This window comes from Methylocaldum szegediense (assembly GCF_949769195.1).
GTDB lineage: Bacteria > Pseudomonadota > Gammaproteobacteria > Methylococcales > Methylococcaceae > Methylocaldum > Methylocaldum szegediense.
Genome location: NZ_OX458333.1, coordinates 1,258,966 through 1,281,294 on the forward strand (window position 1 = coordinate 1,258,966; position 22,329 = coordinate 1,281,294).

At 57.1% G+C, this 22,329-nt stretch carries 22 protein-coding genes; 17 read left to right on the forward strand and 5 right to left on the reverse strand.

Annotation, left to right across the window (positions count from 1 at the left end; all coding sequences use genetic code 11):
• Positions 1 to 32: 32 nt before the first annotated feature.
• Positions 33 to 953, reverse strand: coding sequence for a GGDEF domain-containing protein (locus QEN43_RS05265; RefSeq protein WP_051331395.1), 921 nt, complete (start codon positions 951 to 953; stop codon positions 33 to 35).
• Positions 954 to 1,302: 349 nt separating this feature from the next.
• On the opposite strand from QEN43_RS05265, the gene rpe reads away from it, so the two are divergent.
• The 7 genes from rpe (at position 1,303) to QEN43_RS05300 (ending at position 7,690) form a co-directional block, all read left to right on the forward strand.
• Positions 1,303 to 1,998, forward strand: a complete 696-nt coding sequence (rpe, locus tag QEN43_RS05270) for a ribulose-phosphate 3-epimerase (RefSeq protein WP_026608991.1) — start codon at positions 1,303 to 1,305, stop codon at positions 1,996 to 1,998.
• Positions 1,998 to 2,678, forward strand: a complete 681-nt coding sequence (locus QEN43_RS05275) for a phosphoglycolate phosphatase (protein ID WP_026608992.1) — start codon at positions 1,998 to 2,000, stop codon at positions 2,676 to 2,678. The genes rpe and QEN43_RS05275 overlap by 1 nt, the downstream gene beginning before the upstream one ends.
• 147 nt (positions 2,679 to 2,825) lie before the next feature.
• Complete coding sequence (gene trpE / locus QEN43_RS05280) at positions 2,826 to 4,316, forward strand: anthranilate synthase component I (protein WP_026608993.1); 1,491 nt, start codon at positions 2,826 to 2,828, stop codon at positions 4,314 to 4,316.
• On the forward strand, positions 4,313 to 4,900 hold the full coding sequence (locus QEN43_RS05285; RefSeq protein ID WP_026608994.1) for an anthranilate synthase component II: 588 nt from the start codon (positions 4,313 to 4,315) through the stop codon (positions 4,898 to 4,900). The genes trpE and QEN43_RS05285 overlap by 4 nt, the downstream gene beginning before the upstream one ends.
• A 9-nt stretch (positions 4,901 to 4,909) precedes the next feature.
• On the forward strand, positions 4,910 to 5,938 hold the full coding sequence (trpD, locus tag QEN43_RS05290) for an anthranilate phosphoribosyltransferase (RefSeq protein ID WP_026608995.1): 1,029 nt from the start codon (positions 4,910 to 4,912) through the stop codon (positions 5,936 to 5,938).
• Positions 5,931 to 6,734 carry an indole-3-glycerol phosphate synthase TrpC gene (trpC, locus tag QEN43_RS05295; RefSeq protein WP_026608996.1) on the forward strand — a complete coding sequence of 268 codons (804 nt, stop codon included), beginning with the start codon at positions 5,931 to 5,933 and terminating at the stop codon, positions 6,732 to 6,734. Before trpD ends, trpC begins: the two co-directional genes overlap by 8 nt.
• Positions 6,735 to 6,880: 146 nt before the next feature.
• Positions 6,881 to 7,690: an inositol monophosphatase family protein gene (locus QEN43_RS05300; protein WP_026608997.1), complete on the forward strand. Its 810-nt coding sequence runs from the start codon at positions 6,881 to 6,883 to the stop codon at positions 7,688 to 7,690.
• A 1,328-nt stretch (positions 7,691 to 9,018) separates the two neighbouring features.
• Here the strand turns inward: QEN43_RS05300 and QEN43_RS05305 are convergent.
• Positions 9,019 to 9,297, reverse strand: coding sequence for a hypothetical protein (locus QEN43_RS05305; protein ID WP_026608998.1), 279 nt, complete (start codon positions 9,295 to 9,297; stop codon positions 9,019 to 9,021).
• A 271-nt stretch (positions 9,298 to 9,568) separates the two neighbouring features.
• Here QEN43_RS05305 and QEN43_RS05310 point away from each other — a divergent pair, with 271 nt between their 5' ends.
• A complete protein-coding gene (locus QEN43_RS05310; protein ID WP_202901067.1) occupies positions 9,569 to 10,765 on the forward strand; it encodes a L,D-transpeptidase family protein in 1,197 nt (398 codons plus the stop codon).
• 245 nt (positions 10,766 to 11,010) lie between these two features.
• On the opposite strand, the gene QEN43_RS05315 is transcribed toward QEN43_RS05310, so the two are convergent.
• Both QEN43_RS05315 and QEN43_RS05320 read right to left on the reverse strand, forming a co-directional pair.
• Positions 11,011 to 11,310 carry a helix-turn-helix domain-containing protein gene (locus QEN43_RS05315; protein WP_156912629.1) on the reverse strand — a complete coding sequence of 100 codons (300 nt, stop codon included), beginning with the start codon at positions 11,308 to 11,310 and terminating at the stop codon, positions 11,011 to 11,013.
• 169 nt (positions 11,311 to 11,479) lie between these two features.
• Positions 11,480 to 12,886, reverse strand: a complete 1,407-nt coding sequence (locus QEN43_RS05320) for an urease accessory protein UreH domain-containing protein (protein WP_317963789.1) — start codon at positions 12,884 to 12,886, stop codon at positions 11,480 to 11,482.
• A gap of 192 nt (positions 12,887 to 13,078) precedes the next feature.
• Between QEN43_RS05320 and QEN43_RS05325 the strand changes: the two genes are divergently transcribed.
• Positions 13,079 to 14,092, forward strand: coding sequence for an IS481 family transposase (locus QEN43_RS05325; RefSeq protein ID WP_317963790.1), 1,014 nt, complete (start codon positions 13,079 to 13,081; stop codon positions 14,090 to 14,092).
• 206 nt (positions 14,093 to 14,298) lie between these two features.
• On the opposite strand, the gene QEN43_RS05330 is transcribed toward QEN43_RS05325, so the two are convergent.
• Positions 14,299 to 14,727, reverse strand: a complete 429-nt coding sequence (locus tag QEN43_RS05330) for an FxsA family protein (protein ID WP_026609000.1) — start codon at positions 14,725 to 14,727, stop codon at positions 14,299 to 14,301.
• A 47-nt stretch (positions 14,728 to 14,774) separates the two neighbouring features.
• On the opposite strand from QEN43_RS05330, the gene cutA reads away from it, so the two are divergent.
• The 8 genes from cutA (at position 14,775) to QEN43_RS05370 (ending at position 22,048) form a co-directional block, all read left to right on the forward strand.
• On the forward strand, positions 14,775 to 15,104 hold the full coding sequence (gene cutA, locus QEN43_RS05335) for a divalent-cation tolerance protein CutA (RefSeq protein ID WP_026609001.1): 330 nt from the start codon (positions 14,775 to 14,777) through the stop codon (positions 15,102 to 15,104).
• A gap of 134 nt (positions 15,105 to 15,238) precedes the next feature.
• A complete protein-coding gene (gene dsbD / locus QEN43_RS05340) occupies positions 15,239 to 17,416 on the forward strand; it encodes a protein-disulfide reductase DsbD (protein ID WP_235726506.1) in 2,178 nt (725 codons plus the stop codon).
• Positions 17,413 to 17,937 carry a TlpA family protein disulfide reductase gene (locus QEN43_RS05345; protein WP_026609003.1) on the forward strand — a complete coding sequence of 175 codons (525 nt, stop codon included), beginning with the start codon at positions 17,413 to 17,415 and terminating at the stop codon, positions 17,935 to 17,937. Before dsbD ends, QEN43_RS05345 begins: the two co-directional genes overlap by 4 nt.
• 135 nt (positions 17,938 to 18,072) lie before the next feature.
• Entirely contained in the window at positions 18,073 to 18,516 is a 444-nt protein-coding gene (gene aroQ / locus QEN43_RS05350; RefSeq protein ID WP_026609004.1) for a type II 3-dehydroquinate dehydratase, read from the forward strand.
• Between the two features lie 3 nt (positions 18,517 to 18,519).
• A complete protein-coding gene (gene accB, locus QEN43_RS05355; RefSeq protein WP_026609005.1) occupies positions 18,520 to 18,969 on the forward strand; it encodes an acetyl-CoA carboxylase biotin carboxyl carrier protein in 450 nt (149 codons plus the stop codon).
• 50 nt (positions 18,970 to 19,019) lie between these two features.
• A complete protein-coding gene (accC, locus tag QEN43_RS05360) occupies positions 19,020 to 20,366 on the forward strand; it encodes an acetyl-CoA carboxylase biotin carboxylase subunit (RefSeq protein ID WP_026609006.1) in 1,347 nt (448 codons plus the stop codon).
• The gene (gene prmA / locus QEN43_RS05365; RefSeq protein ID WP_156912630.1) at positions 20,366 to 21,244 is read left to right on the forward strand and encodes a 50S ribosomal protein L11 methyltransferase; all 879 of its coding nucleotides are present in this window, start codon (positions 20,366 to 20,368) and stop codon (positions 21,242 to 21,244) included. Before accC ends, prmA begins: the two co-directional genes overlap by 1 nt.
• 3 nt (positions 21,245 to 21,247) lie before the next feature.
• Entirely contained in the window at positions 21,248 to 22,048 is an 801-nt protein-coding gene (locus tag QEN43_RS05370; RefSeq protein ID WP_026609008.1) for a zinc-ribbon and DUF3426 domain-containing protein, read from the forward strand.
• Positions 22,049 to 22,329 lie beyond the last annotated feature (281 nt).

Consider the following 22,329-nt stretch of genomic DNA (forward strand, 5'->3'; position numbering starts at 1 on the left):
ATGAAAGCGCCATTTTAGCAGTACGCCGGCGTTTACCGAGTCCCGCGATAGACAATGGTTCGGTTTCTGCCTGCTTTCTTGGCTTCGTATAGCGCGCTGTCCGCGCGCTCTATCAAATCCCGCCAGGAACGTATTGGCGACCCGGCGGGTTCTAGGGACGCGGCTCCGAGGCTGATGGTCACTCGAATTTCGTCTTCGTCGCGGATGACGGCCGTGGCCTCGACGGCGCGCCGTAATTTTTCGGCTGTCATCCCGGCTTGTTCGGCGTCGCTATCCGGCAGAGCGACCGCAAATTCTTCCCCCCCGTACCGGCTGAAAATATCGCTGTTTCGCAGGCGGCTCTTTACGATATTGGCGACGTGCAGCAAGACCTGGTCTCCGGTTTGGTGACCATAGGTGTCGTTGATACGCTTGAAGTGATCGATATCGAACAGAATGATGGCCAATTTGGTCGGCAAGAGCAGACTGCGATGGCACTTTTGTTCGAGGTATTCCAGGAAGAATCGCTTGTTGTGGATTTGCAGCACGGGGTCGAGGCTGGCCTGCTTATGTAACTCCTCGTGGTAGTGGAGTTCCGGGCTGTTTTTGGCGATGAACTTGAAGATCGTGTTTCCGATCGTGATCAGATCCTGGTCGCGCAGGACACAGGTCACGCGCCTCTCGGAATTGACGAAAGTTCCGTTGGTACTGTTCTGGTCGATGATGATGAAGGTCGACGCCTCTCTTTTGATGACTGCGTGCTGCCGTGAAACGCAACTTTCCTCAATTTGGACATCCGCATTCTTAGAACGGCCGAGGACTATCTCGTCCTTATCAAGTACGACCCGCCTTCCGACCTGAGGGCCGCGTATCATAATCAAGCAAGCCTCCAAACCGTTCTCGCCGTACTTCCAGTGAAACCATGGCGTGCCGGGCGGTATGGTGGTTTCTTCCTTCGGCGTCTTCTTTACCATATTCCTCTCAAACAATATGGCTTTTCTTCGCTCGACTGGACCTCAATTCAAGAAATGAGTCAATAGATTTTCATTCAAGCCATTTCGACAGATTCAGGAGAGCCTGCGACAGCCCCGTCGATGATCGGAACTTCCTTTTAAAAGAATAGAGATCTTTCGGTGCATCGGACGGGCAATGTCGAGAAGGCTTCAGCTTGCCCCTCCGGAAGCCAAATGTGAAAATACCCCATCCACTCGGACCGGACTCGGAAAAAACCGGGAAATGTAAAAATAAGTTGAGACTATCCAACTCGATTTTAGTCGGAACGTTTCAAGCGTTCCGTTTTTTGCTTAAAGAGAGCCATCGCCTATGAATGAAAGCTGGATTGCGCCTTCGATTTTGTCTGCCGATTTTGCCCGCCTCGGTGAAGAAGTCGTAAACGTTTTGAACGCCGGTGCGGACATTGTCCATTTCGATGTCATGGACAACCATTATGTCCCCAATCTCACTATCGGTCCTTTGGTGTGCGAGGCGCTTCGGAAGTACGGAGTTACCGCGCCCATCGACGTGCACCTGATGGTCAAGCCGGTGGATCGGATTATCCCGGATTTCGCGAAGGCCGGTGCTACTTATATCACGTTTCACCCGGAAGCGTCCGAGCATGTGGATCGCACGCTTCAGCTCATCAAGGACTCGGGCTGCAAGACGGGGCTGGTGTTCAATCCAGCGACGCCGCTCAATTACTTGGATCATGTGATGGAGAAATTAGACATGATCCTGCTCATGTCCGTGAACCCCGGTTTCGGCGGTCAATCCTTCATTCCGTACGTGCTGGACAAGTTGCGTGAGACCAAGCGGCGTATCGAGGCCAGCGGGCGCAACATCCGCCTGGAGATCGACGGCGGGGTGAAAGTGGACAACATCCGCGAGATCGCCGCGGCGGGGGCGGACACGTTCGTCGCAGGGTCGGCCATTTTCGGTGCGGGCAAGGAGAGTGACCCGAACCGTTACGACTCGATTGTGCGTGCCTTGCGGGAAGAGATAGCTAAGGCTCGCGCCGTTTGATGCTGGTACACACGCCGGATCTCGTCGCTTTCGACCTGGACGGTACGCTCGTCGACAGCTTACCGGATCTGGCCGATGCCATTGATGCCGTGCTGGGGCGTCTGGGGTTGCCCTCGGCAGGCGAGCCGCGGGTGAGACGTTGGATCGGCAACGGCGTGAATATGTTGGTGAAGCGTGCGCTGACCGGCGAACTTTGGCCGCAGGACAACCCGCCGCCATTCGACGAGGCTTTGACGATGTTCATGGATTTGTACGAGGCGAACGTTTGCAATCGAAGCCGCTTGTTTCCTGGCGTCGCTGAAGCGTTGAAGCAGCTCAAGGCGGTGGGTTTTCGCCTGGCGTGTGTTACCAATAAGCATTCGAGGTTTACCCGTCCCCTGCTAGACCGTCTGGGCGTGCTGCAGGACATGGACTTCGTCGGCTGTGGCGATGAGTTCGAGAAGCTCAAGCCCGATCCGTATCCTTTGCTGAAAACCGCCGAGTTTTTCGGAATCGAACCTTCCCGCGGTCTGATGGTCGGAGACTCCGTCAACGATGTGAAAGCCGCGCGGGCGGCAGGATTTATGGTCGTCTGCGTGCCTTACGGCTATCACGGCGGCAATGGCGTCGAATGTCTCAAGCCGGATGCCGTTGTTTCCTCTCTGACCGAGTTGCCCGCTTTGTTCAAGAAAGCTGCGTGAGCACCATGGATCGATCCGTTCTGAAAGAGCGATGGCGTCGCTGAACCCGCCTCGAACATAGAGGGTCGAGCCCGAAGGCTTTGACCCGATCAACCGCCTGTTGGGTTATGCTTCGCTAACCCGCTCTACCTGAATGGATGAAGCATCATGACGCCCGAACGATTTCAGCAGTACGCCGATCAAGGCTACAACCGCATTCCACTCGCCCGCGAGGTGCTAGCGGACCTCGATACGCCCTTGAGCGCGTATCTCAAACTGGCCGACGCGCCTTATTCCTATCTGTTCGAGTCCGTACACGGGGGCGAACAGTGGGGGCGTTATTCCATCATCGGTCTGCCGTGCCGCACCGTGATCCGGGTGTGCGGTAACGACATCATGGTCGAGAAGGACGGACACATCGTCGAAGCCGACCGCGTCGACAACCCACTCGACTGGATCCGGCGCTACGGTGCGGGTTTCAAAGTCCCGCAGATCGAAGGGTTGCCTCGCTTTACCGGCGGGCTGGTCGGCTATTTCGGGTATGAGACAATTCACTACATCGAGCCCCAGTTGCATTGCGAGAAGCCCGATCCGATAGGAGTTCCGGACATCCTGCTGATGGTGTCCGAGGAAGTGCTGGTTTTCGACAATCTTTCGGGCAAGCTGCTGGTTCTGACGCATGTCGACCCGGCCGAACCGAACGCCTACTATCAGGCGCAGGATCGGCTGGACATGCTGATCCAAGGCCTTCGGCAGAACCGTTTGCCGGGCAACCGAGGGCAGGGAACTCAAAAACAGGTCGATGAAAGCGACTTTGTTTCCGGCTTCACCCAAGAGGGTTTCGAAAACGCAGTGCGGAGGGTGAAGGAATACATCGTCGAAGGCGACGTGATGCAGGTGGTTCTTTCCCAGCGTCTCTCGATTCCGTATTCCGCTTCGCCCATGGATTTATACCGCGCCTTGCGCTGTCTGAATCCCTCGCCTTACATGTTTCACCTGAATCTCGGGGATTTTTACGTGGTCGGTTCTTCGCCTGAAATCCTGGTGCGCGTCGAGGACGAGACCATCACAGTCCGACCGATCGCCGGCACGCGGCGGCGGGGCAAGACTCCCGAAGAGGACCTGGCACTAGAGCGTGAACTTTTGGCCGATCCAAAGGAAATCGCCGAACACCTGATGCTGATCGATCTCGGCCGAAACGATACCGGGCGGGTGGCGGAGACCGGCAGCGTCCGCGTCACCGACAAAATGATCATCGAGCGCTATTCCCACGTCATGCATATCGTGTCCAACGTCACCGGCCGCCTGGCCAAGGGTAAGGACGCTTACGACGTACTTGCCGCGACGTTCCCGGCAGGAACCGTCAGCGGCGCGCCCAAGATCAGAGCCATGGAAATCATCGCCGAGCTGGAACCGGTCAAACGCGGGATTTATTCCGGTGCCGTCGGTTACATCGGCTGGTCCGGAAACCTGGATACGGCCATCGCGATTCGCACCGCCGTTATCCGAGACGGGATCCTGCATATCCAGGCGGGAGCGGGTGTGGTGTACGATTCCGTTCCCCGCAACGAATGGGAAGAGACTCTCAATAAAGGGCGCGCGGTGTTTCGAGCGGTCGCCATGGCCGAAGCCGGGCTCGAGGGAGGGCGCAGCTTATGAGATCCCGCGTCTTGATGATCGACAACTACGACTCGTTTACTTACAACCTAGTCCAGTATCTGGCGGAATTGGGCGCCGAGGTGGAAGTGGTGCGCAACGACCAGATCGACGTCGAAGAGATCGAAGACTTCGCTCCGGACAAGATCGTCATTTCGCCGGGACCTTGTACGCCGAAAGAGGCGGGCATCTCGGTGGATACGATTCGCCGTTATGCGGGCAAGTATCCCATCTTGGGCGTTTGTCTCGGGCATCAGAGCATCGGTTACGCGTTCGGCGGCAAGATCGTTCACGCCAAGAGCATCATGCACGGCAAGTGCTCCATGGTGCACCATAGGAATCAGGGGGTGTTTCGCGGTCTCAACAATCCGTTCCAGGCAACTCGTTACCATTCCCTAGTGATCGAGCAGGAAACCCTTCCGGATTGCCTAGAAGTTACCGCCTGGACCGAGGATCGGGACGGCAAGATCGAGGAAATCATGGGCGTAAGGCACAAGCAGCTCGCCATCGAAGGCGTGCAGTTCCATCCGGAATCCATCCTCACGGAGCAGGGCCACGACCTGCTGCGAAATTTTTTGAACCAGTGAGGGCTCTCGATGGAAATGCCAGGCGTCCTGCAGACTTTGCTAGATAGAAAGGATCTAGATGCATCACAGATGCGCAAGGTCATGCGGACCATCATGAGCGGCGGTGCCACGCCGGCGCAAATCGGAGCCTTTCTGGTCGCGCTTCGCGCCAAGGGCGAGAGCGTGGAAGAAGTGGTGGTGGCAGCCCAGGTGCTGCGGGAAATGGCCACCAAGGTGCCGGTCAAGGGCGATCATCTGATCGATACCTGCGGAACCGGCGGCGATGCCAACCACACATTCAATATCAGTACCACGGCAGCATTCGTGGTCGCGGCGGCCGGCGGCCAGGTGGCTAAGCACGGCAACCGCTCGGTTTCCAGCCGTTCCGGAAGCGCCGACGTATTGGAGGCGGCAGGCATCAATCTCGATCTCACGCCGGATCAGGTCAAGGATTGTATCGAACGGATCGGGTTGGGATTCCTCTTCGCCCAGCGCCATCATGGCGCTATGAAGTATGCCATCGGCCCGCGCCGGGAAATCGGCGTGCGGACCCTGTTCAATCTGCTCGGCCCGCTAACCAATCCCGCCGGCGCGCCTAATCAATTGGTGGGCGTCTTCTCCGAAACCTGGGTGGAACCTCTCGCCGAAGTGCTTAAACAGTTGGGCAGCCAGCATGTACTCGTGGTGCACGCCGAGGACGGCCTCGACGAAATCAGCATCGGCGCTCCCACTCGGGTCGCGGAACTCAAGGAGGGTCGCATTACCAGCTATACACTTACGCCGGAACAATTCGGCATCGAGCGGGCTCCTTTAAAAGAACTGAAGGTCGATACCGCCGCCGCGAGTCTAAAGATGATGCTGAGCGTACTTAACCGGGAACCGGGGCCGGCCCGGGACATTACCGTTCTCAACGCAGGAGCCGCGATTTACGCGGCCAATCTGGTGGACAGCCTGGAAGCGGGCGTCGAGCGTGCCAAGGCGGCTATCGACGACGGTTCCGCCCGGCGAAAGTTGGACGCCTTGATCGAATTCAGCCAATCTATTGCCACTCATGAATAATCCCCCCGATATCCTGCAAAAGATTCTAGCCCGCAAAGCGGAGGAGGTCGCCGAACGGCGGTCGCGCACACCGCTGGAGGAACTCCGGCGATTGGTGGAGGAGGCCGATGCTCCCCGCGGTTTCGTCCGAGCTTTACGTAACAAGGTCGAAAGCGGTTCGGCCGCGGTGATTGCCGAAATCAAGAAGGCTTCGCCCAGCAAAGGCGTGATGCGGCCGGATTTCCATCCGGCGGACATTGCCCGCAGCTATGCCGACCACGGAGCAGCTTGTCTGTCGGTGTTGACCGACCGGGATTTCTTCCAGGGCTCCGAAGCAAATTTGCAAGAGGCGCGTAGTGCGTGTTCGCTGCCCGTATTGCGGAAAGATTTCCTAATCGATCCGTACCAGGTGTTCGAGGCCCGCGCGATCGGTGCGGATTGTATCCTGCTGATCGCCGCCGCCCTGAGCGACGGAGCCATGCGGGAACTCTCTGATATCGCTATCGGTCTCGGTATGGATGTGCTCGTGGAGGTACACGATGCGTCCGAGCTGGAACGTGCTTTGCGCCTCGATTTACCGCTAGTCGGTATCAACAACCGGAATCTTCGCACCTTCGAGACCCGCCTTAGCACGACGCTCGATCTACTGGAACGGATTCCTGGCGATCGACTGGTCGTGACTGAGAGCGGGATTCATACGCCGGAAGACGTAGCCCTCATGCGCGGCTATGGCGTCCATACGTTTTTGGTCGGTGAAGCGTTCATGACCGCCGAGGATCCTGGCCTTCGTCTGCAAGCCTTGTTTGCTTCGAACTGAGGTGGACTCGAAACCTCGGAAGACGGTGAGTTTGACAAGCGTGCGATGGGCGAAGGTCGATCGGCCGCGCCCACCATTTCCGGGCTGCGAGATTCGTTGCGCTTGGGCCAATCGATATGCATTGAGCCCGCCGAGAGGATAACATCATGCTCCCCCACCTAGACGATCTCGCGACACTCGTTAAAGCGGCGGCTAGGGAGGAACTATTGCCCAGGTTCGCCGGAACCGAGCGTCTATTCAAAGCCGACGGCAGTGTCGTCACCGAAGCGGATTTCGCCGTACAAAAGAGGCTAACAGCACGATTGCAAGAGCGTTATCCGGAGTTCGCTCTGTTGAGCGAGGAAATGGACGCACTGCGGCAGCAAGAACTACTGGAACAGGATAATGCCGGGCTCTGGTGTCTGGATCCTTTGGACGGAACCAGCAACTTCACTGCAGGCTTGCCATTTTTCACCATCTCGCTGGCGCTGCTCATCGAACATAAGCCGGTTTTGGGCATCGTCTACGATCCAATCCGCGACGAATGCTTCACTGCCCAGCGCGACCTTGGAGCCTGGTTGAACGGCGTCCGGCTCAGGGTTCCCTCCGTCGATTTGCCGTTGCGGCGCTGCTTGGCGGTTGTGGATTTCAAACGCCTGGGGCCGTTGGCGGCGAAGCTGGCGGTACGCCCGCCTTACAGCTCGCAGCGCAATCTGGGTTCGGTGGCCTTGGAGTGGTGCTGGCTGGCGGCCGGCCGATTCCACGTTTATCTGCACGGCAAGCAAAAGCTCTGGGACTATGCTGCGGGCGCACTGATCCTGTCCGAAGCTGGGGGACGAGCCGAGACCCTGCGAGGCGAACCCATCTTCAGTATCGAGCTACAGCCCCGTTCAGTAGTCGCCGCCGGCGATAGGCGCCTGTTCGACGAATGGAAGACCTGGTTGACCGAATGTTCGGACGGCATCGGTTCTCCATGAGGTTCTCGGCATAGCCGATCTGAAGGAAACGAGTGAGAGAGGCAAGTAGGGTATCGGTAGACCAATTGGAGGTTTCTCAGTTCGTGGGGTCCGGACGTTTGCGGTGCGGTTGGAAGCGGCCTTTTGAAAAGACAGGAACGGACTGGTCGGCAAAGGCTGTCGGATGGATGAGACCTATGGCGAGAATGGGATCAATACCGCCGGGATCAAAACCTTAGCATTCATTGGACGATCAAATGGTATGTCCGATCGACGCTGATCTTGCAACCGTTTTGTGGACACCCGTTCTTATTAAGCAGCCATTCGAGACCGGCATCCGCTTCGCGACCCGAGAATGGCCTACGCCCTAACCCTCAGTATCCGTCAGTCTCGGCGCACCGTAGTGCCCTTATGCGCGTCGAAATGTCTGCGGATGGCTCGTCTAGACGTTTGGTTTCGGCCTTCCTTTCACTCGCTCGCGGCCGCTTCCAGGCGTCATAACTTCGGCGTCGCACCTGCAGCACCCGGCACACATGGCTTTAACCGAAAAGCGTCCTTCTTGCGACTTGATCCACGCGTACCTCACCGCGACTCCTCTTGGCAAAGCCTGTCCTGAGCGAGCCGAAGGGTACGCTGCGGCCTTTTTTAAGATCGCTATTTCCTCTTCACGCTGAGCTAGCAACCTCCGCCGCTTGCTCGGCCTGCACCTTATCCGCTCCAGCGTACTGGCGATGACGGGCCAGTCAGTTGTGAATCAGCTATCACCTGCGCCAACTCCCGTGCTACCGCTGTCACGCTATGCCCAATAAGCACTCGCTTGACCGCGTGTTCCTTAAATTCCGCCATATACCGCCGACGGCTCTGTTCTTCTTTCGAACTCACTGAACACCTCAAAGGGCTTAGCCCTCATTAACGGGGTGTCCATCGAAGCGTAGCAAGATCAACATGCCCTGGTCGGTCAGCCGATGCCCGATTTAGCTCAGCAGAAGAACTGGCAAACTCCGGCGCATGATAAATGTCCAACACGCGTGCCCGCTCCTGGATACTTAGCTTGTTCGAAGGCTCGTATCCAGATTTTCCTGGTTCTGGGTCAGTAATGGGTCTACGTGAGTTAACCGGTATGCTACTGATTGGAGCTCAGCCAGGATAGCATCACGGTAATTTACCTGCCGGCTTATTCGTCGGAATTGAGTCCGGATGGGCTTTTGAACAGTGGGCTGAAGGGGTTCTGCATTTGGGCTTGGCCGCGATGAATAAAACCAACTTAAAGGCAAGGCCTGGTCCCCGTTAGTTGGTTACAAAACCAACTGGATCACATTCGCCGACATTTCAGATACCGCAAAGATCGTTTATGCAACTGGCACAACATTCTGCATTAGCTGTCGAGCAAATAGCTGCCTTGGAACGGCTAAAAAGCCGATTGCGAAATCGCATTGTTTCGGTGTTGCTGGATATGGTGCGATCATTGCCATGAAAAGGGGGGCAACCGGATGGCGATTGATGACGATGATGTCGTGTCGCGCTTTTCGGAATTCCTGAGAAGACACGAGGAGCGGAATGGAAACCGTGTGAATGTAGGCGGCGACACGCAGCGCAATCGTCAGCCAAAGAAGATCTTTCGAGGGCATGGACTTTGCATAATCGGCTGTTTTTCGGCCAAACGAGAAGGGGGTTGAATACGTGAGTGAAGGTATTCCTATGTGCCGAGCCACGTGGTATTCGGACCGTTCGTTACTTGCCAGCGATGCTGGCCGCGACCAGAGTTCGGGATGGCCTGAGTCAATTGGGAGGAGTCTTGCTTCGCTCCGCCTGCTTTTAGTTCTTGGTTGGATTGGCTTTCTTCCTGCTTGCGCGTGGTCGCCTTTCCGGTACGAGGCGCCGAAAGCTCCGGTCGAGCCTTTGGTCGAAGATATCGAGCGCAACCGGTTTGTGTTGGGAAAAGACGACAGCATTGTCGGCCAACTGGCGACAGTAAAGATTAAAGAGGGAGATTCTCTTCCAGATGTAGCCCGACACTTTAGTCTCGGGCTGGAAAGCATCGGTGACGCCAATCCCGACCTTGATCTCTGGGCACCGCAGCCGGGCAGTCGGGTCTTACTGCCGATGCAGTTCGTTCTTCCGGACGCTCCGCGCAAGGGCATTGTCGTCAATCTCGCTGCGATGCGCCTGTTTTATTTCCCGCCGAAGAAAAAGGGAGAAGTGCTCACTTATCCGGTCGGCATCGGGCGTGAAGGCCGATCGACGCCGATCGGCGACATGGTGGTCGAGCGAAAGGCGAAACATCCGACCTGGTACGTTCCGGCTTCCATCCGTAAGGACCATGAGCGGAAGGGCGATCCGCTTCCGGCGGTCGTGCCGCCCGGCCCCGATAATCCCTTGGGCGACTATGCCATGTATCTCAGTCGTCCAAGTTATTTGATTCACGGCACCAACAAGCCGTACGGCATTGGACTTCGCGCAAGCAACGGCTGCGTCCGTCTCTACCCAGAAAATATCGAGACGCTCTACAAGGAAGTGCCGGTCAAGACGCCGGTACGCATCGTCAATCAGCCTTATTTGCTAGGATGGCGCGATGGCGAGCTTTTTCTGGAAGCGCATCGGCCTCACGAAGAACTCAATGCGAAGCAGCTCAGGAAGAATCTGATTGCCGCGCTCCAGAAGATCGAAAAGAAACAGGGGCGAAAACTGGACTGGCCCAAGATCGAGCGGGTCCTGAGCGAGGCCCGCGGTGTTCCGATACCGGTTTTTGAGAACAGCGAGACTTTCGATGATCTTGTTAGAAAGGCCGTGGCTCTAAAATACCCAGACGAGTGGTACGGTCAGCCGAAACCGCCGCCGATGACCGAGAGCGGCTGGTACATCACGGCCTTGGAGTCCGGCGACGAGTTGAGCGCGAAGCGTCTGGCGGCGGTGCTGAATCATCAGGGGCCCCAGATTCCCGCGCGAGTAGTGGCTTTGCAAAACGGCCGCTTCAAGGTCATCGCGGGTCCCTTCAAGGACAGTAAGTCAACCAAGGCCGCAGCGAAGCGGATGAAGATCGACTTGGACATCACGGGCGATATCGTTTCGCCGAAAGAGCGGTTGAGTCTCAAATAGGACTCTTCCGCGCAGCACCGTATGAGGCCGAGGTCATGATGGTTCATAAGCGCAACGCTTGGGGTTCATCTGCGTCCACGGGTTCGCGTAGGTCGACCGTAGGTGTGGTTTGAGTTCGTTTTTAACATGCGCCGGACCGTTTCGTACAACTCCGTCTGGGGCATTTCCAACTTGACCTGAGACTCGGCCAAGAGCCGCAAGGTCGAGTGGGGCTTGCCCTCCGGCGGCGAACAGGCCAGTGCGGCCTACCGGGCTTCCTGAGCGCCAGCCAGCCGCCAGAGATACACGCGTTCGCTTGGCTTGGGTACCAGGACCGGCAGACCTTGTTCCACGAACCGCTGCCGTAGCCGTTCCACCGTGCGAACGTGGACATTCAAGGCCTGGGCAATATCGTCGGTGCGGCGAGGCCCGCTCTCGGCTTCATCGGCCTGCAAAAGGATGCGGGCACGGGCGAGTTTTCGCGCTTCGTTCTTGCCCTTGCTGACCAACTCTTCCAATTCGCGCCGCTCCTTAGCGGTCAGCGTCACGCGATATGACTTCGCCATCTTCGCCTCCTGACGCAAGAGCCCCGCGGTGATTCGGGATTTCGGCGGAAAGCCTATCCGCGTTGGTTCGAGAAATCCTTCGACAGTCCTGCCCAGAGCTGTAGTCGAAGGATCTGTCTTTGAGCCCAGTCGCCCAGCTTAGGGAAGAAACGCTGATCGGGCGGGACTCTTATTGGGGATTGGCCATCTGTTCGTCTCCGGTCTGCTCCTCAGAGCGGACGTCTTCGTTATCTTGCACGATGAAACTGCCGGGAATCATGCCCATCCAGCAGCTCCAGGGAATCACACCGGTTTGCTGTGGTGTGAATTCGATGGTTTGGCGACCTTTGACCACGTCGAATTCGAGTCCCAGGGAGGGAACGATGATGCGATGGTTGCAATAGTTCAGTTCCTTGCCTTCGATGATCCATTTCACCGGAACGCCTTTTTTCAGTACGAACGTGTCCGGCTTGAAGCCCCGCTTGTTCACATCCATGCGGATGGTTTGATGCCCGGATTCGGTGACATCGCCGCTTTTGGCCAAGTCTTCCAGGTACGCCGTCGCGCGCGCGGCCAGGGTACGGAAATCGTAGCCGGATCCGCTCATGATCAGTCCCCGGTTCAGCATGATGAGGCCCAAGGCCATCACCAGAAAGGCGGACGCCTTCAAGAGCCCTCGGGTTGCCTGGGCGGAAATCAGGCTGGTCAGCACGCCGAAGCCGAGCAGGATCGGTAAGGTGCCCAGCCCGAAGATGAAAAGGAGCTTGGCGCCTTCGACGAAGCTGCCGGTACCGGCGGCCATGATGTACATGGCCTGGAGCGGACCGCAGGCGATCATCAGCCCGTTGAGCAGCCCGATCAGGAAAGGGCTCTTGCTGTGTTGCGTCTTGCCATAGACGAAGCGGTTCAAGAAAGCCGGTACACGGATGCGGATGCGGCGGAGGCTCTTGAACCAGTCCAGCATGTTGAGCCCAAACAGGATTAGGAAGATGCCGGCGGCGATGGCGGCGTAGCCGCGCATTTCCGGAGTAAAGGCGATGAATGACCCGAGCAGCCCGAACAGCCCCCCGATCAAGGCGTACGACAGAGTTTTGCCAACCCCGTAAAGGACGTGAGAGAACACCAGGGAGCGTTTGCCGGATACGGCGGCGCTCGCGGTATAGCCGACCACGAAAGCGCCGCACATGCCGACACAATGGAATCCGGTTACGAAGCCGATCAGAAACAAAAGACCGTAGCTCATGCTTCGGTCGAATTGGGGTAGGTGCATGCGTTCAGCGAGCTGATCGCCAAGAGTCAGGATTGCGACAATGGCGGCAAGCGCGAGCAGGGCGATCAGCAGTCGTCCGAACGCGCGAAGCTTCGAACGACCACCTATAGGCGATGGCGAGCACTGATAGCCTTGGCTGTCGATGGCTCCGACGATTTGCTTTGGGTCGGTTCGTGCGGGATCGAAGGTGATGGTAGCGGTTCCGGCTACAAAGTCGGCTTTGACGCTGCGAACACCGGAGATTTGTGCCACCGCTTGTTCGATCGTCGTTTCGCATCCCTGGCAGTGCATGCCGCCGACGCGGAATTTCTGGGTTATTATCGCCATCCAATCGTTACCTGTCGGGGAAATTCAGCCCATCGCCCGCGGAGACGGGTATGTGAGTATATTAGCGGATTTTGATGGTCAGGCTATATGTCGCGTCTCGTGTGATTATTTACCGAGAAAGAGTTATGCTCTGTTTGAAGCCCGGAGCCTTCTCCAGGAGATATTCGGTCCGTCCAAGTGAGGTTCCTCTCCATGCAGATTCGTCTTCATAAAAATGCCCGTACCACCCCGGCGGTTCGGCAGGCCATTCAAGCGTCCACGTTGAGCGAGCGCGCCTTGGCCCAAAAGTACGGCGTCAGCCGGACGACCGTCCGCAAGTGGAAACGCCGCTCCTCGGTCGAAGATGCCTCACACCGGCCCCACACCCTCAGGACCACGCTCACGCCCGCCCAGGAAGCCATCGTGGTCTATCTCCGTCAATCCCTGCTCCTCCCCTTGGATGATCTCCTGGCCGTAACCCGAGAGTTTCTCAATCCCGACGTGTCCCGTTCCGGACTGGACCGCTGCCTGCGCCGCCACGGGGTGGCCTCCCTCAAGGCCCTGCTCCCCCCTGCGGAGAAGACCACGTTCAAGCCTTTCAAGGTCTACGAGCCCGGCTTCCTTCACGTGGATGTCAAGTACTTGCCGGCTATTGACGGCGAACCTCGCCGATACCTGTTCGTCGCGATCGACCGCGCCACCCGCTGGGTGTATGTCGCCCTCAAGCCCAACCGCACCGCCTTAAGCGCAAAGGCCTTCCTCAAAGCGGTGATTCAAGCCGCGCCTTTCCGCATCCAGAAATGTCTGACCGACAACGGCTCGGAGTTCACCGACCGTTTCTTGACCCGAACTCGCCAGCCCTCCGGGACGCATGAGTTTGACCGCCTCTGTACTGAACAAGGCATCGAACATCGCCTGATTCCGCCGGGCCGGCCCCAAACGAATGGCCTGGTGGAACGCTTCAATGGCCGCATCGAGGAGGTGTTGCAAACCCATCACTTCGATTCAACCGCCGATCTGGAAACGACCTTGCACCGCTATGTCGACCTGTACAATCATCACATTCCTCAACGGGCCTTAGGCCATCTCACCCCGATTCAGGCGCTCAAAAACTGGCAAACGTCCCATCCCCATCTCTTTCGCAAGAGGGTTCACAATCTTGCGGAACTTGACAGCTATACCGGTGTTTCGATTAGATGCCGTCGTCGAACCGAGTACGCTGGTTAGAGTCTATCTCAACGGATTATTGGCCTTAAGCCCTTGGACTTCTCTAGGACAGCCTCTTCGAGGCGGGGCGCAGGGCCAGCGAGGATAGGCCCTTACGATGGACGCGGTAAGCTAGAAACTCTTTGTTTTCGGCGACGGCGGATCAAGCAAAAAAAGGCCATCCGGCAATCTGTGTTCAAAATGCGTCTGGGAACGCCTGTTGATCGTCAATCTTCACGCCTGAATTCGCCCTCTATCGTGTGCCGGGTTCGGTGTGTCGTTTTTTGGGCTGGGTAAGAAACACCGGTTTCGAGAATGCGTTGCGCGAGCCTTTTTCGGGTGGCCGGCAGCAGGCAGAACAAGGCGAGCATGTCACTGACGAAGCCGGGTATCAGGAGCAGCAGCCCTCCAGCGGCAATCAAGCTCGCCTCGATCATCTCGCGGGCTGGCAACTCACCTCGCGCTAGAGCTTGTTGGACGCGGAACCAAGTGCTCCAACCCTGTATCCTTAACAGATACGTACCCAGCGCCGCGGCACCCAGCAGCAAGATGAAGGTGAGCAGGAAACCGAGCGAACCGACGAGTTTAATCAACACATAAATCTCTAGAATCGGTAAGCTCAATAGGACGAGCAATAACCATTGACCAATGTTCATTAAGTCCTCATACGTTTAGAATTCCGATTGATTCTGTGCTTTTTGCCATGTCTACCGAGTACTGTCTAGTTTTGTGCACTTGTCCGGACGCGAAAACCGCTGAGACGCTGGCTGCAGATGTGGTTGCGGAACGCCTGGCGACCTGCGTCAACATCGTTCCCGGACTGACATCCGTTTATCCCTGGGAAGGCAAGATAGAAACCGCCCAGGAACATCTTCTCTTAATGAAGACCGAAACGGCTGCTTTCGAAGCCTTGGAAGTTTTCGTGCGCGAAAAACACCCGTACGAACTTCCCGAGGTTATTGCGGTCCCTGTACTGCGAGGTTCGACCGCATACCTTGATTGGATCAGCGAATGGTTGCACCGAAAATCCTAATCGATCATCCGGGCGATCCATCCCGGATAGGCGTTCATATACTGAACTTCCTTTTACAGAGTACGTTTGCTATGCCGCAGTTCCGCCAATTTGTTCTTCGGCTGTCATTTATCTTTTTTTCAGTGTGGACGGGCATGGTTTGGGCCATCAGCGGTGACGAGCTGCTGCCGCCCGAACAAGCGTTCCGGGTATCCGCAAGAGGCGAAGGTAATGAGGTCCTGATCGGATTCGATGTCGCCGACGGCTATTATCTGTACCGGCAGAAATTCAAGTTCGCCTCCAAGACTCCCGGCATCGATCTGGGCGAGCCGGTTTTTCCACCGGGTGAAATTAAGCATGATGAATTTTTCGGCGAAATGGAAATCTACCGTCGGCACGTCGATATCCGGCTTCCGGTGGAGCGGCGCGACGGCGCCGGCGAGGTCCTAGCTCTCGAGGTGACATCCCAGGGCTGTGCCGATGCCGGGGTGTGCTATCCGCCGCACAGGCAGACAGTGAACGTGGCTTGGCCTACGGGTGGCGCGAACGGAGGCAAGAACGACTCGCTCGCAAAATTGGCGGAGGCGTTCAAATCGCTGGGGATCAAGACTCAGCCCGTTGATTTGCTGCCGCCGGACGAAGCTTTCCGTTTTTTTGCCGAGGTAAAGGATCCCCAAACGCTGTGGGTCAGTTGGCAAATTGCCGATGGGTATTATCTCTACCGCGAGAAATTCAATCTGGCCGTGATCGAGCCAGCCGGCGTAAAGCTCGGCCGCTATGAGATTCCCCGCGGCGAACCCAAGCACGATGAGGAGTTCGGTGCGGTAGAAGTGTTCCACGAGGAAGTCGGTTTCCCCGTACCCTTGTCGCGGGCCGACGGCCAACCGGTCAGTATTCAATTGCAGGCGAACTACCAGGGCTGTGCCGAGAAAGGCGTATGCTACCCGCCCATGCAGAAAACGGTGAGCCTTGATTTGCCGGCCGGAGGGGTGGGAACGTCGACGTCGGCAGCGAGTCCTCCCGAGCCGGTGTCGGAGCAGGACCGAATCGCTTTCGAGCTACAAAACGGTTCGGTATGGGGCACGGTTCTCAGCTTTCTGGGATTCGGACTGTTGCTGGCGTTCACCCCTTGTGTTTTTCCGATGATCCCGATTCTGTCTGGGATCATCGTCGGCAACGGTCACACGATCACGACGGGTCGAGCTTTCATGCTGTCGCTCAGTTACGTGCTGGCGTCGGCCCTGGCCTATACCGTCTTCGGCGTTTTGGCCGGCCTTTTTGGCAGCAATCTCCAGATGCTGTTCCAAAAACCCGAGGTCATCGTCGCGTTCAGCGCCGTGTTCGTGCTGTTGGCCTTGTCCATGTTCGGCGTCTACACGCTGCAGATGCCAGCGTTCATCCAATCCCGCGTGGTTGCCCTCAGCAACCGCCAGCGTGGCGGTACCCTGACGGGGGCGGCGATCATGGGAGCGCTTTCGGCCTTGATCGTAGGACCTTGCGTGGCAGCGCCCCTGGCCGGCGCTCTGATCTACATCGGCCAGACCGGCGATGCCGTGCTCGGCGGCGTGGCTCTGTTCGCGTTGGGATTGGGGATGGGGATTCCCTTGCTGATCATCGGTGCATCCGCCGGGAAACTGCTGCCCAAGGCCGGAACCTGGATGAATGCAGTCAAGGCCGCTTTCGGCGTGGGACTTCTGGCGATCGCCGTTTGGTTGCTCGAACGCATTCTCCCTGCCGCCGTATCTATGTTCCTGTGGGCGCTATTGCTGATCATTCCGGCGATCTACCTAGGAGCCCTGGATGCTCTGCCTCATCCAGCTTCGGGCTGGCGCAGACTGTGGAAGGGCGTAGGTATCGTGATGCTCACTTACGGTGTGTTGCTGTTGATCGGAGTCGCTTCGAACAGCACCGACCCGCTACAGCCGTTGCGAGACATATATCCGACGACCGCCACGGCGTCGCCGCAGTCGACTGAGTTCAGGAAGGTCAGGACGCTTGATGAGCTGAACGCGCAAGTAGCCGCGGCGGAGATGGCCGGAAAGTGGGTGATGCTGGATTTCTATGCCGATTGGTGCATCTCGTGTAAGGAAATGGAGCGTTATACCTTCGCCGACCCCAAGGTTCAGAATGCGCTCGCTGATGTCATTTTGCTGCAGGCGGATGTCACACAAAATTCCGCGGATGATCAAGCGCTTCTCAATCATTTCGGCCTTATCGGACCACCGGCGACTTTGTTCTTCGGGCCGGACCGGGAGGAGCGGAAAGCGTTCCGTGTGGTCGGTTACATGAACGCAGACGAATTTGTGGGACATGTGCAAAGGGTGTTGCAGTGAATTCGTCGAAGCTCCTATATGGATTGCTCGCGTTAGCCGCGTTGCTTCTGGGCATTCTTGCCCAGCGCTGGATGAGCGGAGAACCGAGCGCACCACCGAATGGCGCTTCTGTAGACTCCGTTTCGCTCAGGGATCTGGACGGCAATCCGCGCGATATCGCCGAGTGGAAAGGGAAGGTTCTCGTACTCAATTTCTGGGCGACCTGGTGCGCGCCGTGCCGAGAAGAGATGCCGGAGTTTACCCGCTTGCAAACCGAATTGGGCGGCAAAGGCGTTCAATTTGTCGGTATCGCCATTGACGAGTCCGAAGCCGTTCAAGACTTTTTAAAAGAGACGCCGGTTAATTATCCGATCTTGCTCGGTGACGAACGCGCCGTTGCCTGGGCGGAGAGGCTTGGAAACCGGCTCGGCGTCTTGCCGTTTTCCGTCGTTTTCAATCGCGACGGCCAGTTGGTGGACGCCCATATCGGACCGTTCTCGCGAGAGCAGCTCACCGAGGTTCTCAAACCGCTCGTTCATTGACCTTCTCGTCAAAATGCGCTAACTGCGTCGAACGTAAGCGAAATTCCTCATTTGTGGACAGATTTTGTGGGTTTCGGCAAAATAGCCGCGGCTTTTCGGCTTCTGCGTCATCGGAAACAAGTCCGTCCTCTTAATATGGCAAACATTCTTGTGCTTAACGGCCCGAATCTCAACTTGCTTGGGGTTCGCGAGCCTGGGCTTTATGGCAGTCAGTCGCTCGGCGATATCGAGTCTGCTTTAGACGCGAAGGCCCGAGCGCTGGGCTGTCATCTGGATTTCTTCCAGAGTAATGCCGAGCACGAGCTCATCGGGCGTATCCATCAGGCGTTCAGGGAATCTGTAGACTTCATACTCATCAATCCGGGTGCGTTCACGCATACCAGCATTGCGCTACGCGATGCGTTTCTCGCGACCCGTATTCCTTTTATCGAAGTCCATTTATCGAACATCCATGCACGCGAGCCGTTCCGTAAACATTCCTATTTGTCCGATATCGCCAAAGGCGTCATCTGCGGATTCGGCGGACTCGGTTATGAACTCGCCTTGAATGCCGCCTTAAAAATCCTAGAAGCGGGCTAAACCATGGATATTAGAAAAATAAAGAAGCTCATCGAAATGATTGAAGAGTCGGGTATTGCCGAGATTGAGATTCGTGAAGGGGAGGAGTCGGTACGTATCAGCCGGTACAGCAGCGTTGCAGCGCAACCGGTGCAAGTCGTACCGGCAGCTGCGCCGGCCCCGGCAGTGTCACAGCCCACGGCACCCGAGTCGGTCGATTCGACCGCTGATAAATTGACGGGGCATATCGTGCGATCGCCCATGGTCGGCACGTTTTACCGTTCGCCATCGCCGGGAGCGAAACCGTTCGTGGAGGTCGGACAGCGGGTGGAAGTAGGCGATACGCTCTGCATTATCGAGGCGATGAAAATCTTAAATCAAATTGAGGCCGACAAGGCCGGTGTGATTGCCAAGGTGCTGGTGGAAAACGCCCAACCGGTGGAATACAACCAACCCTTGTTCATCATCGAGTAAGGGCCTAACGGCGTTGTCTGTTATTCGCCCGACCCACCAGGTGTTTGTTCATGCTCGGTAAAGTTCTTATCGCCAATCGGGGCGAGATTGCCCTGCGTATTCTTCGTGCTTGCCGCGAACTCGGCATCAAAGTTGTGGCTGTACATTCCGAGGCCGATAGGGATCTCAAGCACGTGCGGCTGGCCGACGAGTCCGTATGTATCGGTCCGGCTCCCTCGAAAGAAAGCTATCTGAATGTTCCGGCTATCATTAGCGCGGCCGAAGTCACCGACTCGGTGGCCATCCATCCAGGCTATGGTTTTCTGTCCGAAAACGCCGATTTCGCCGAGAAGGTGATTCAAAGCGGTTTCGTTTTCATAGGCCCTCGTCCGGAAACCATACGCCTCATGGGAGACAAGGTGTCGGCCATCGAGGCGATGAAAAAAGCCGGCATCCCATGCTTGCCGGGTTCGGATGGTCCTTTGAGCGAAAATCACGACGAGAATCTAAAGATCGCCCGCCGCATCGGATTTCCGGTCATTATCAAAGCCGCAGGCGGCGGCGGCGGACGCGGCATGCGGGTGGTCCACAGCGAGGCTAATCTGCCGAGCGCTATCACGCTGACCCGCGGGGAGGCTGCGGCAGCCTTCGGTAACGATACGGTTTATATGGAGAAATACCTGGAAAATCCTCGGCATATCGAATTCCAGGTGATTGCCGACAGTCATGGGAACGTGATTCATCTGGGCGAACGCGATTGCTCCACTCAGCGCCGGCATCAGAAAGTCATCGAAGAAGCGCCCGCGCCCGGCATTACCGAGGAACAGCGCCGCGAGATGGGAGAGCGCTGCGTCAAGGCCTGTCAGGAAATTGGCTATCTCGGAGCCGGGACTTTCGAGTTTCTTTACCAGGACGGCCAGTTCTATTTCATCGAGATGAATACCCGCGTTCAAGTGGAGCATCCGGTGACGGAAATGGTGACGGGCTTCGATATCGTGAAGGAGCAGCTTCGCATCGCTGCTGGCGAGACCTTGTCGATCCGGCAGGAGGATGTTCAACTGCGGGGCCACGCCATCGAGTGTCGGATCAATGCCGAAGATCCTCAGAGTTTCATCCCTAGTCCCGGCGTAATCGAGCAGTTCCATATGCCCGGAGGCCCGGGGATCCGGGTCGAGACGCATATCTATAACGGCTATCGGGTGCCGCCCTATTACGACTCCATGATCGGCAAGCTCATCGCCCATGGCGAGACGCGCAGCGGGGCTATTGCGCGTGCCCGCATGGCGCTTCAGGAAATGGTCATCGGCGGCATCAAATGCAATATTCCGTTGTTGCTCGACATCATCAACGACACAGCCTTTAATGCCGGCGGACAGAACATCCATTATTTGGAGCGTAAGCTCGGATTGAAACATTGATGTGGCGTCAGCTGGCGATTACGGTGGACGAATCCTGGGCGGAGCCGGTTTCCGATTTTCTGGCGAACCTCGGTGCCGTTGCCGTCAGCTTCGAAGATGCCGGCGACCAACCTCTGTTCGAGCCCAAACCGGGAGAAACGCCAGTTTGGCGGCAGACTAGAGTCATCGGATTGTTCGATGCGGACGCCGATACCGATCAAGTTCGGGATGCGATTGCGAACGAATTCGGCGAGCGGGTGTTGCAGTGTCAGCTCGAGAATTTGGAAGATCGCGCATGGGAACGTGCCTGGCTTGACCATTTTCGACCGATGCGCTTTGGTCGGAGACTCTGGATCTGCCCGACCGGTTTCGAGCCTCCAGAACCGCAAGCCGTCAACGTGGTGCTTGATCCGGGCCTTGCTTTCGGAACCGGCACGCATCCCACGACCGCACTTTGCCTCGAATGGTTGGACGGTCAGGATTTGCAGGGTAAGACCGTGATCGACTACGGCTGCGGTTCAGGAATTCTTGCGGTGGCTGCATTGAAGCTGGGCGCGGTGAAAGCCTACGGAGTGGACATCGATCCTCAGGCGCTCACGGCGTCGGAGGAAAACGCGCGCAAGAACGGGGTGCAGGCCGACTTGGTGCTCGCCTACCCGGGCGAGATGGGGGCTGTTCGGGCCGGGGTTCTGGTAGCTAATATCCTGGCTAACCCATTGATCGAATTGGCAGCGGAGATTAGCGAAAAGGTCCTTCCGGGCGGGCGTTTGGCGTTATCTGGGATCTTGGCGGCGCAAGTCGAAAGCGTTCGCGCGGCCTACGTTTCGCAGTTCGATTTCTCTTCCCCTGAGCTCCGCGAGGAATGGGCGCTGCTCACGGGCATAAAGCGTCGAGGTTGAAGCGTGTTTACCCGCTGCCCCGAGTGTAAAACCGCATATCGCATCAGCGTTGGTCAATTGCGTGCCGGACGTGGCGAAGCGCTATGTGAGCGTTGCAATATCGTTTTCAACGCCTTGGTGTCCCTGGGACATGCGGTGAAAGACACGATTCCTGAAGATGCACCTCAGATAAGGCCGCCACCTTTAGGAGATCGGGACGCAGTACTCCTGCCGAAGTTCGAGCCAAAGCTGCCCGAGAAATCGGGAAGTGAAGGCGAGGAATTGGCCTTTGGCGCACAGGCGTTCGAGCAGGAAGGGAAGGGGAGCGATGCGAAAGGAAGCGAGGGGCTGTCTTCGGTAGCGCCGGAGACCTGGTGGGGGTTAGGCGTCTTCGGATTGACGACTCTTTTGATCGTCCAACTAATCGTATTCGAAGGCGACAGAATGGTGCAGAGTGCCCGAATGCGTCCCTGGCTGGATATGGTCTGCAAGACCGTTGATTGTCAGTTGCCGCCTTATAAAGATTTGCGCCGAATCCAGATTTTCGATCGGGCTTTACGGCCGGACTCGACGCGCGACGATGCTTTAGAGTTCCAACTCGTATTCGCGAACCAGTCCGACCTGCCGCAGATGCTCCCCAATTTGAAGCTGGTGCTCACCGAACTTAACGGAACCCCGGTCGCGGAGAGGATATTCGCGCCTGCAGAATATCTCCCCGAAGGGGAAACCGTTTCGCTGATGCCGGTCGGCAAACCGTTCGAAATCCGCCTGCTTTTGTCTAAACCGAGTCGTGACGTAGGCGGCTTCACATTCGAGTTACAGTGATTCGGTCTTTCAAACCCTGGCTACGGTTGCCGACTCATGTCGGATTTGTTTACAGCTTTACAGCATCCGGTCAGCCTTCGTTAACGGTAACAGGATAAGCCAGTTGACGGGTTCAGGAAGGGCAAACACCTATTGATTCCGTTTGTGGTGAGCCCTTCGCCCTTTGGGCCCCTCGACAAGCTCAGGCTTGTGGGACGCTCTCCTGGGCTTATCGAAGGGCGTGAATAGAAATCATTCGATCAAAACCGAAGCGTAATGCTTACCCAAAGGTCTCGCAGCGG

What these genes read in the sequence shown, in the direction of transcription:
- QEN43_RS05265 (WP_051331395.1), bottom strand. Translation starts at nt 953, where the DNA reads ATGGTAAAGAAGACGCCGAAGGAAGAAACCACCATACCGCCCGGCACG.
- rpe (WP_026608991.1), top strand. Translation starts at nt 1,303, where the DNA reads ATGAATGAAAGCTGGATTGCGCCTTCGATTTTGTCTGCCGATTTTGCC.
- QEN43_RS05275 (WP_026608992.1), top strand. Translation starts at nt 1,998, where the DNA reads ATGCTGGTACACACGCCGGATCTCGTCGCTTTCGACCTGGACGGTACG.
- trpE (WP_026608993.1), top strand. Translation starts at nt 2,826, where the DNA reads ATGACGCCCGAACGATTTCAGCAGTACGCCGATCAAGGCTACAACCGC.
- QEN43_RS05285 (WP_026608994.1), top strand. Translation starts at nt 4,313, where the DNA reads ATGAGATCCCGCGTCTTGATGATCGACAACTACGACTCGTTTACTTAC.
- trpD (WP_026608995.1), top strand. Translation starts at nt 4,910, where the DNA reads ATGGAAATGCCAGGCGTCCTGCAGACTTTGCTAGATAGAAAGGATCTA.
- trpC (WP_026608996.1), top strand. Translation starts at nt 5,931, where the DNA reads ATGAATAATCCCCCCGATATCCTGCAAAAGATTCTAGCCCGCAAAGCG.
- QEN43_RS05300 (WP_026608997.1), top strand. Translation starts at nt 6,881, where the DNA reads ATGCTCCCCCACCTAGACGATCTCGCGACACTCGTTAAAGCGGCGGCT.
- QEN43_RS05305 (WP_026608998.1), bottom strand. Translation starts at nt 9,297, where the DNA reads ATGCCCTCGAAAGATCTTCTTTGGCTGACGATTGCGCTGCGTGTCGCC.
- QEN43_RS05315 (WP_156912629.1), bottom strand. Translation starts at nt 11,310, where the DNA reads ATGGCGAAGTCATATCGCGTGACGCTGACCGCTAAGGAGCGGCGCGAA.
- QEN43_RS05320 (WP_317963789.1), bottom strand. Translation starts at nt 12,886, where the DNA reads ATGGCGATAATAACCCAGAAATTCCGCGTCGGCGGCATGCACTGCCAG.
- QEN43_RS05325 (WP_317963790.1), top strand. Translation starts at nt 13,079, where the DNA reads ATGCAGATTCGTCTTCATAAAAATGCCCGTACCACCCCGGCGGTTCGG.
- QEN43_RS05330 (WP_026609000.1), bottom strand. Translation starts at nt 14,727, where the DNA reads ATGAACATTGGTCAATGGTTATTGCTCGTCCTATTGAGCTTACCGATT.
- cutA (WP_026609001.1), top strand. Translation starts at nt 14,775, where the DNA reads ATGTCTACCGAGTACTGTCTAGTTTTGTGCACTTGTCCGGACGCGAAA.
- dsbD (WP_235726506.1), top strand. Translation starts at nt 15,239, where the DNA reads ATGGTTTGGGCCATCAGCGGTGACGAGCTGCTGCCGCCCGAACAAGCG.
- aroQ (WP_026609004.1), top strand. Translation starts at nt 18,073, where the DNA reads ATGGCAAACATTCTTGTGCTTAACGGCCCGAATCTCAACTTGCTTGGG.
- accB (WP_026609005.1), top strand. Translation starts at nt 18,520, where the DNA reads ATGGATATTAGAAAAATAAAGAAGCTCATCGAAATGATTGAAGAGTCG.
- accC (WP_026609006.1), top strand. Translation starts at nt 19,020, where the DNA reads ATGCTCGGTAAAGTTCTTATCGCCAATCGGGGCGAGATTGCCCTGCGT.
- prmA (WP_156912630.1), top strand. Translation starts at nt 20,366, where the DNA reads ATGTGGCGTCAGCTGGCGATTACGGTGGACGAATCCTGGGCGGAGCCG.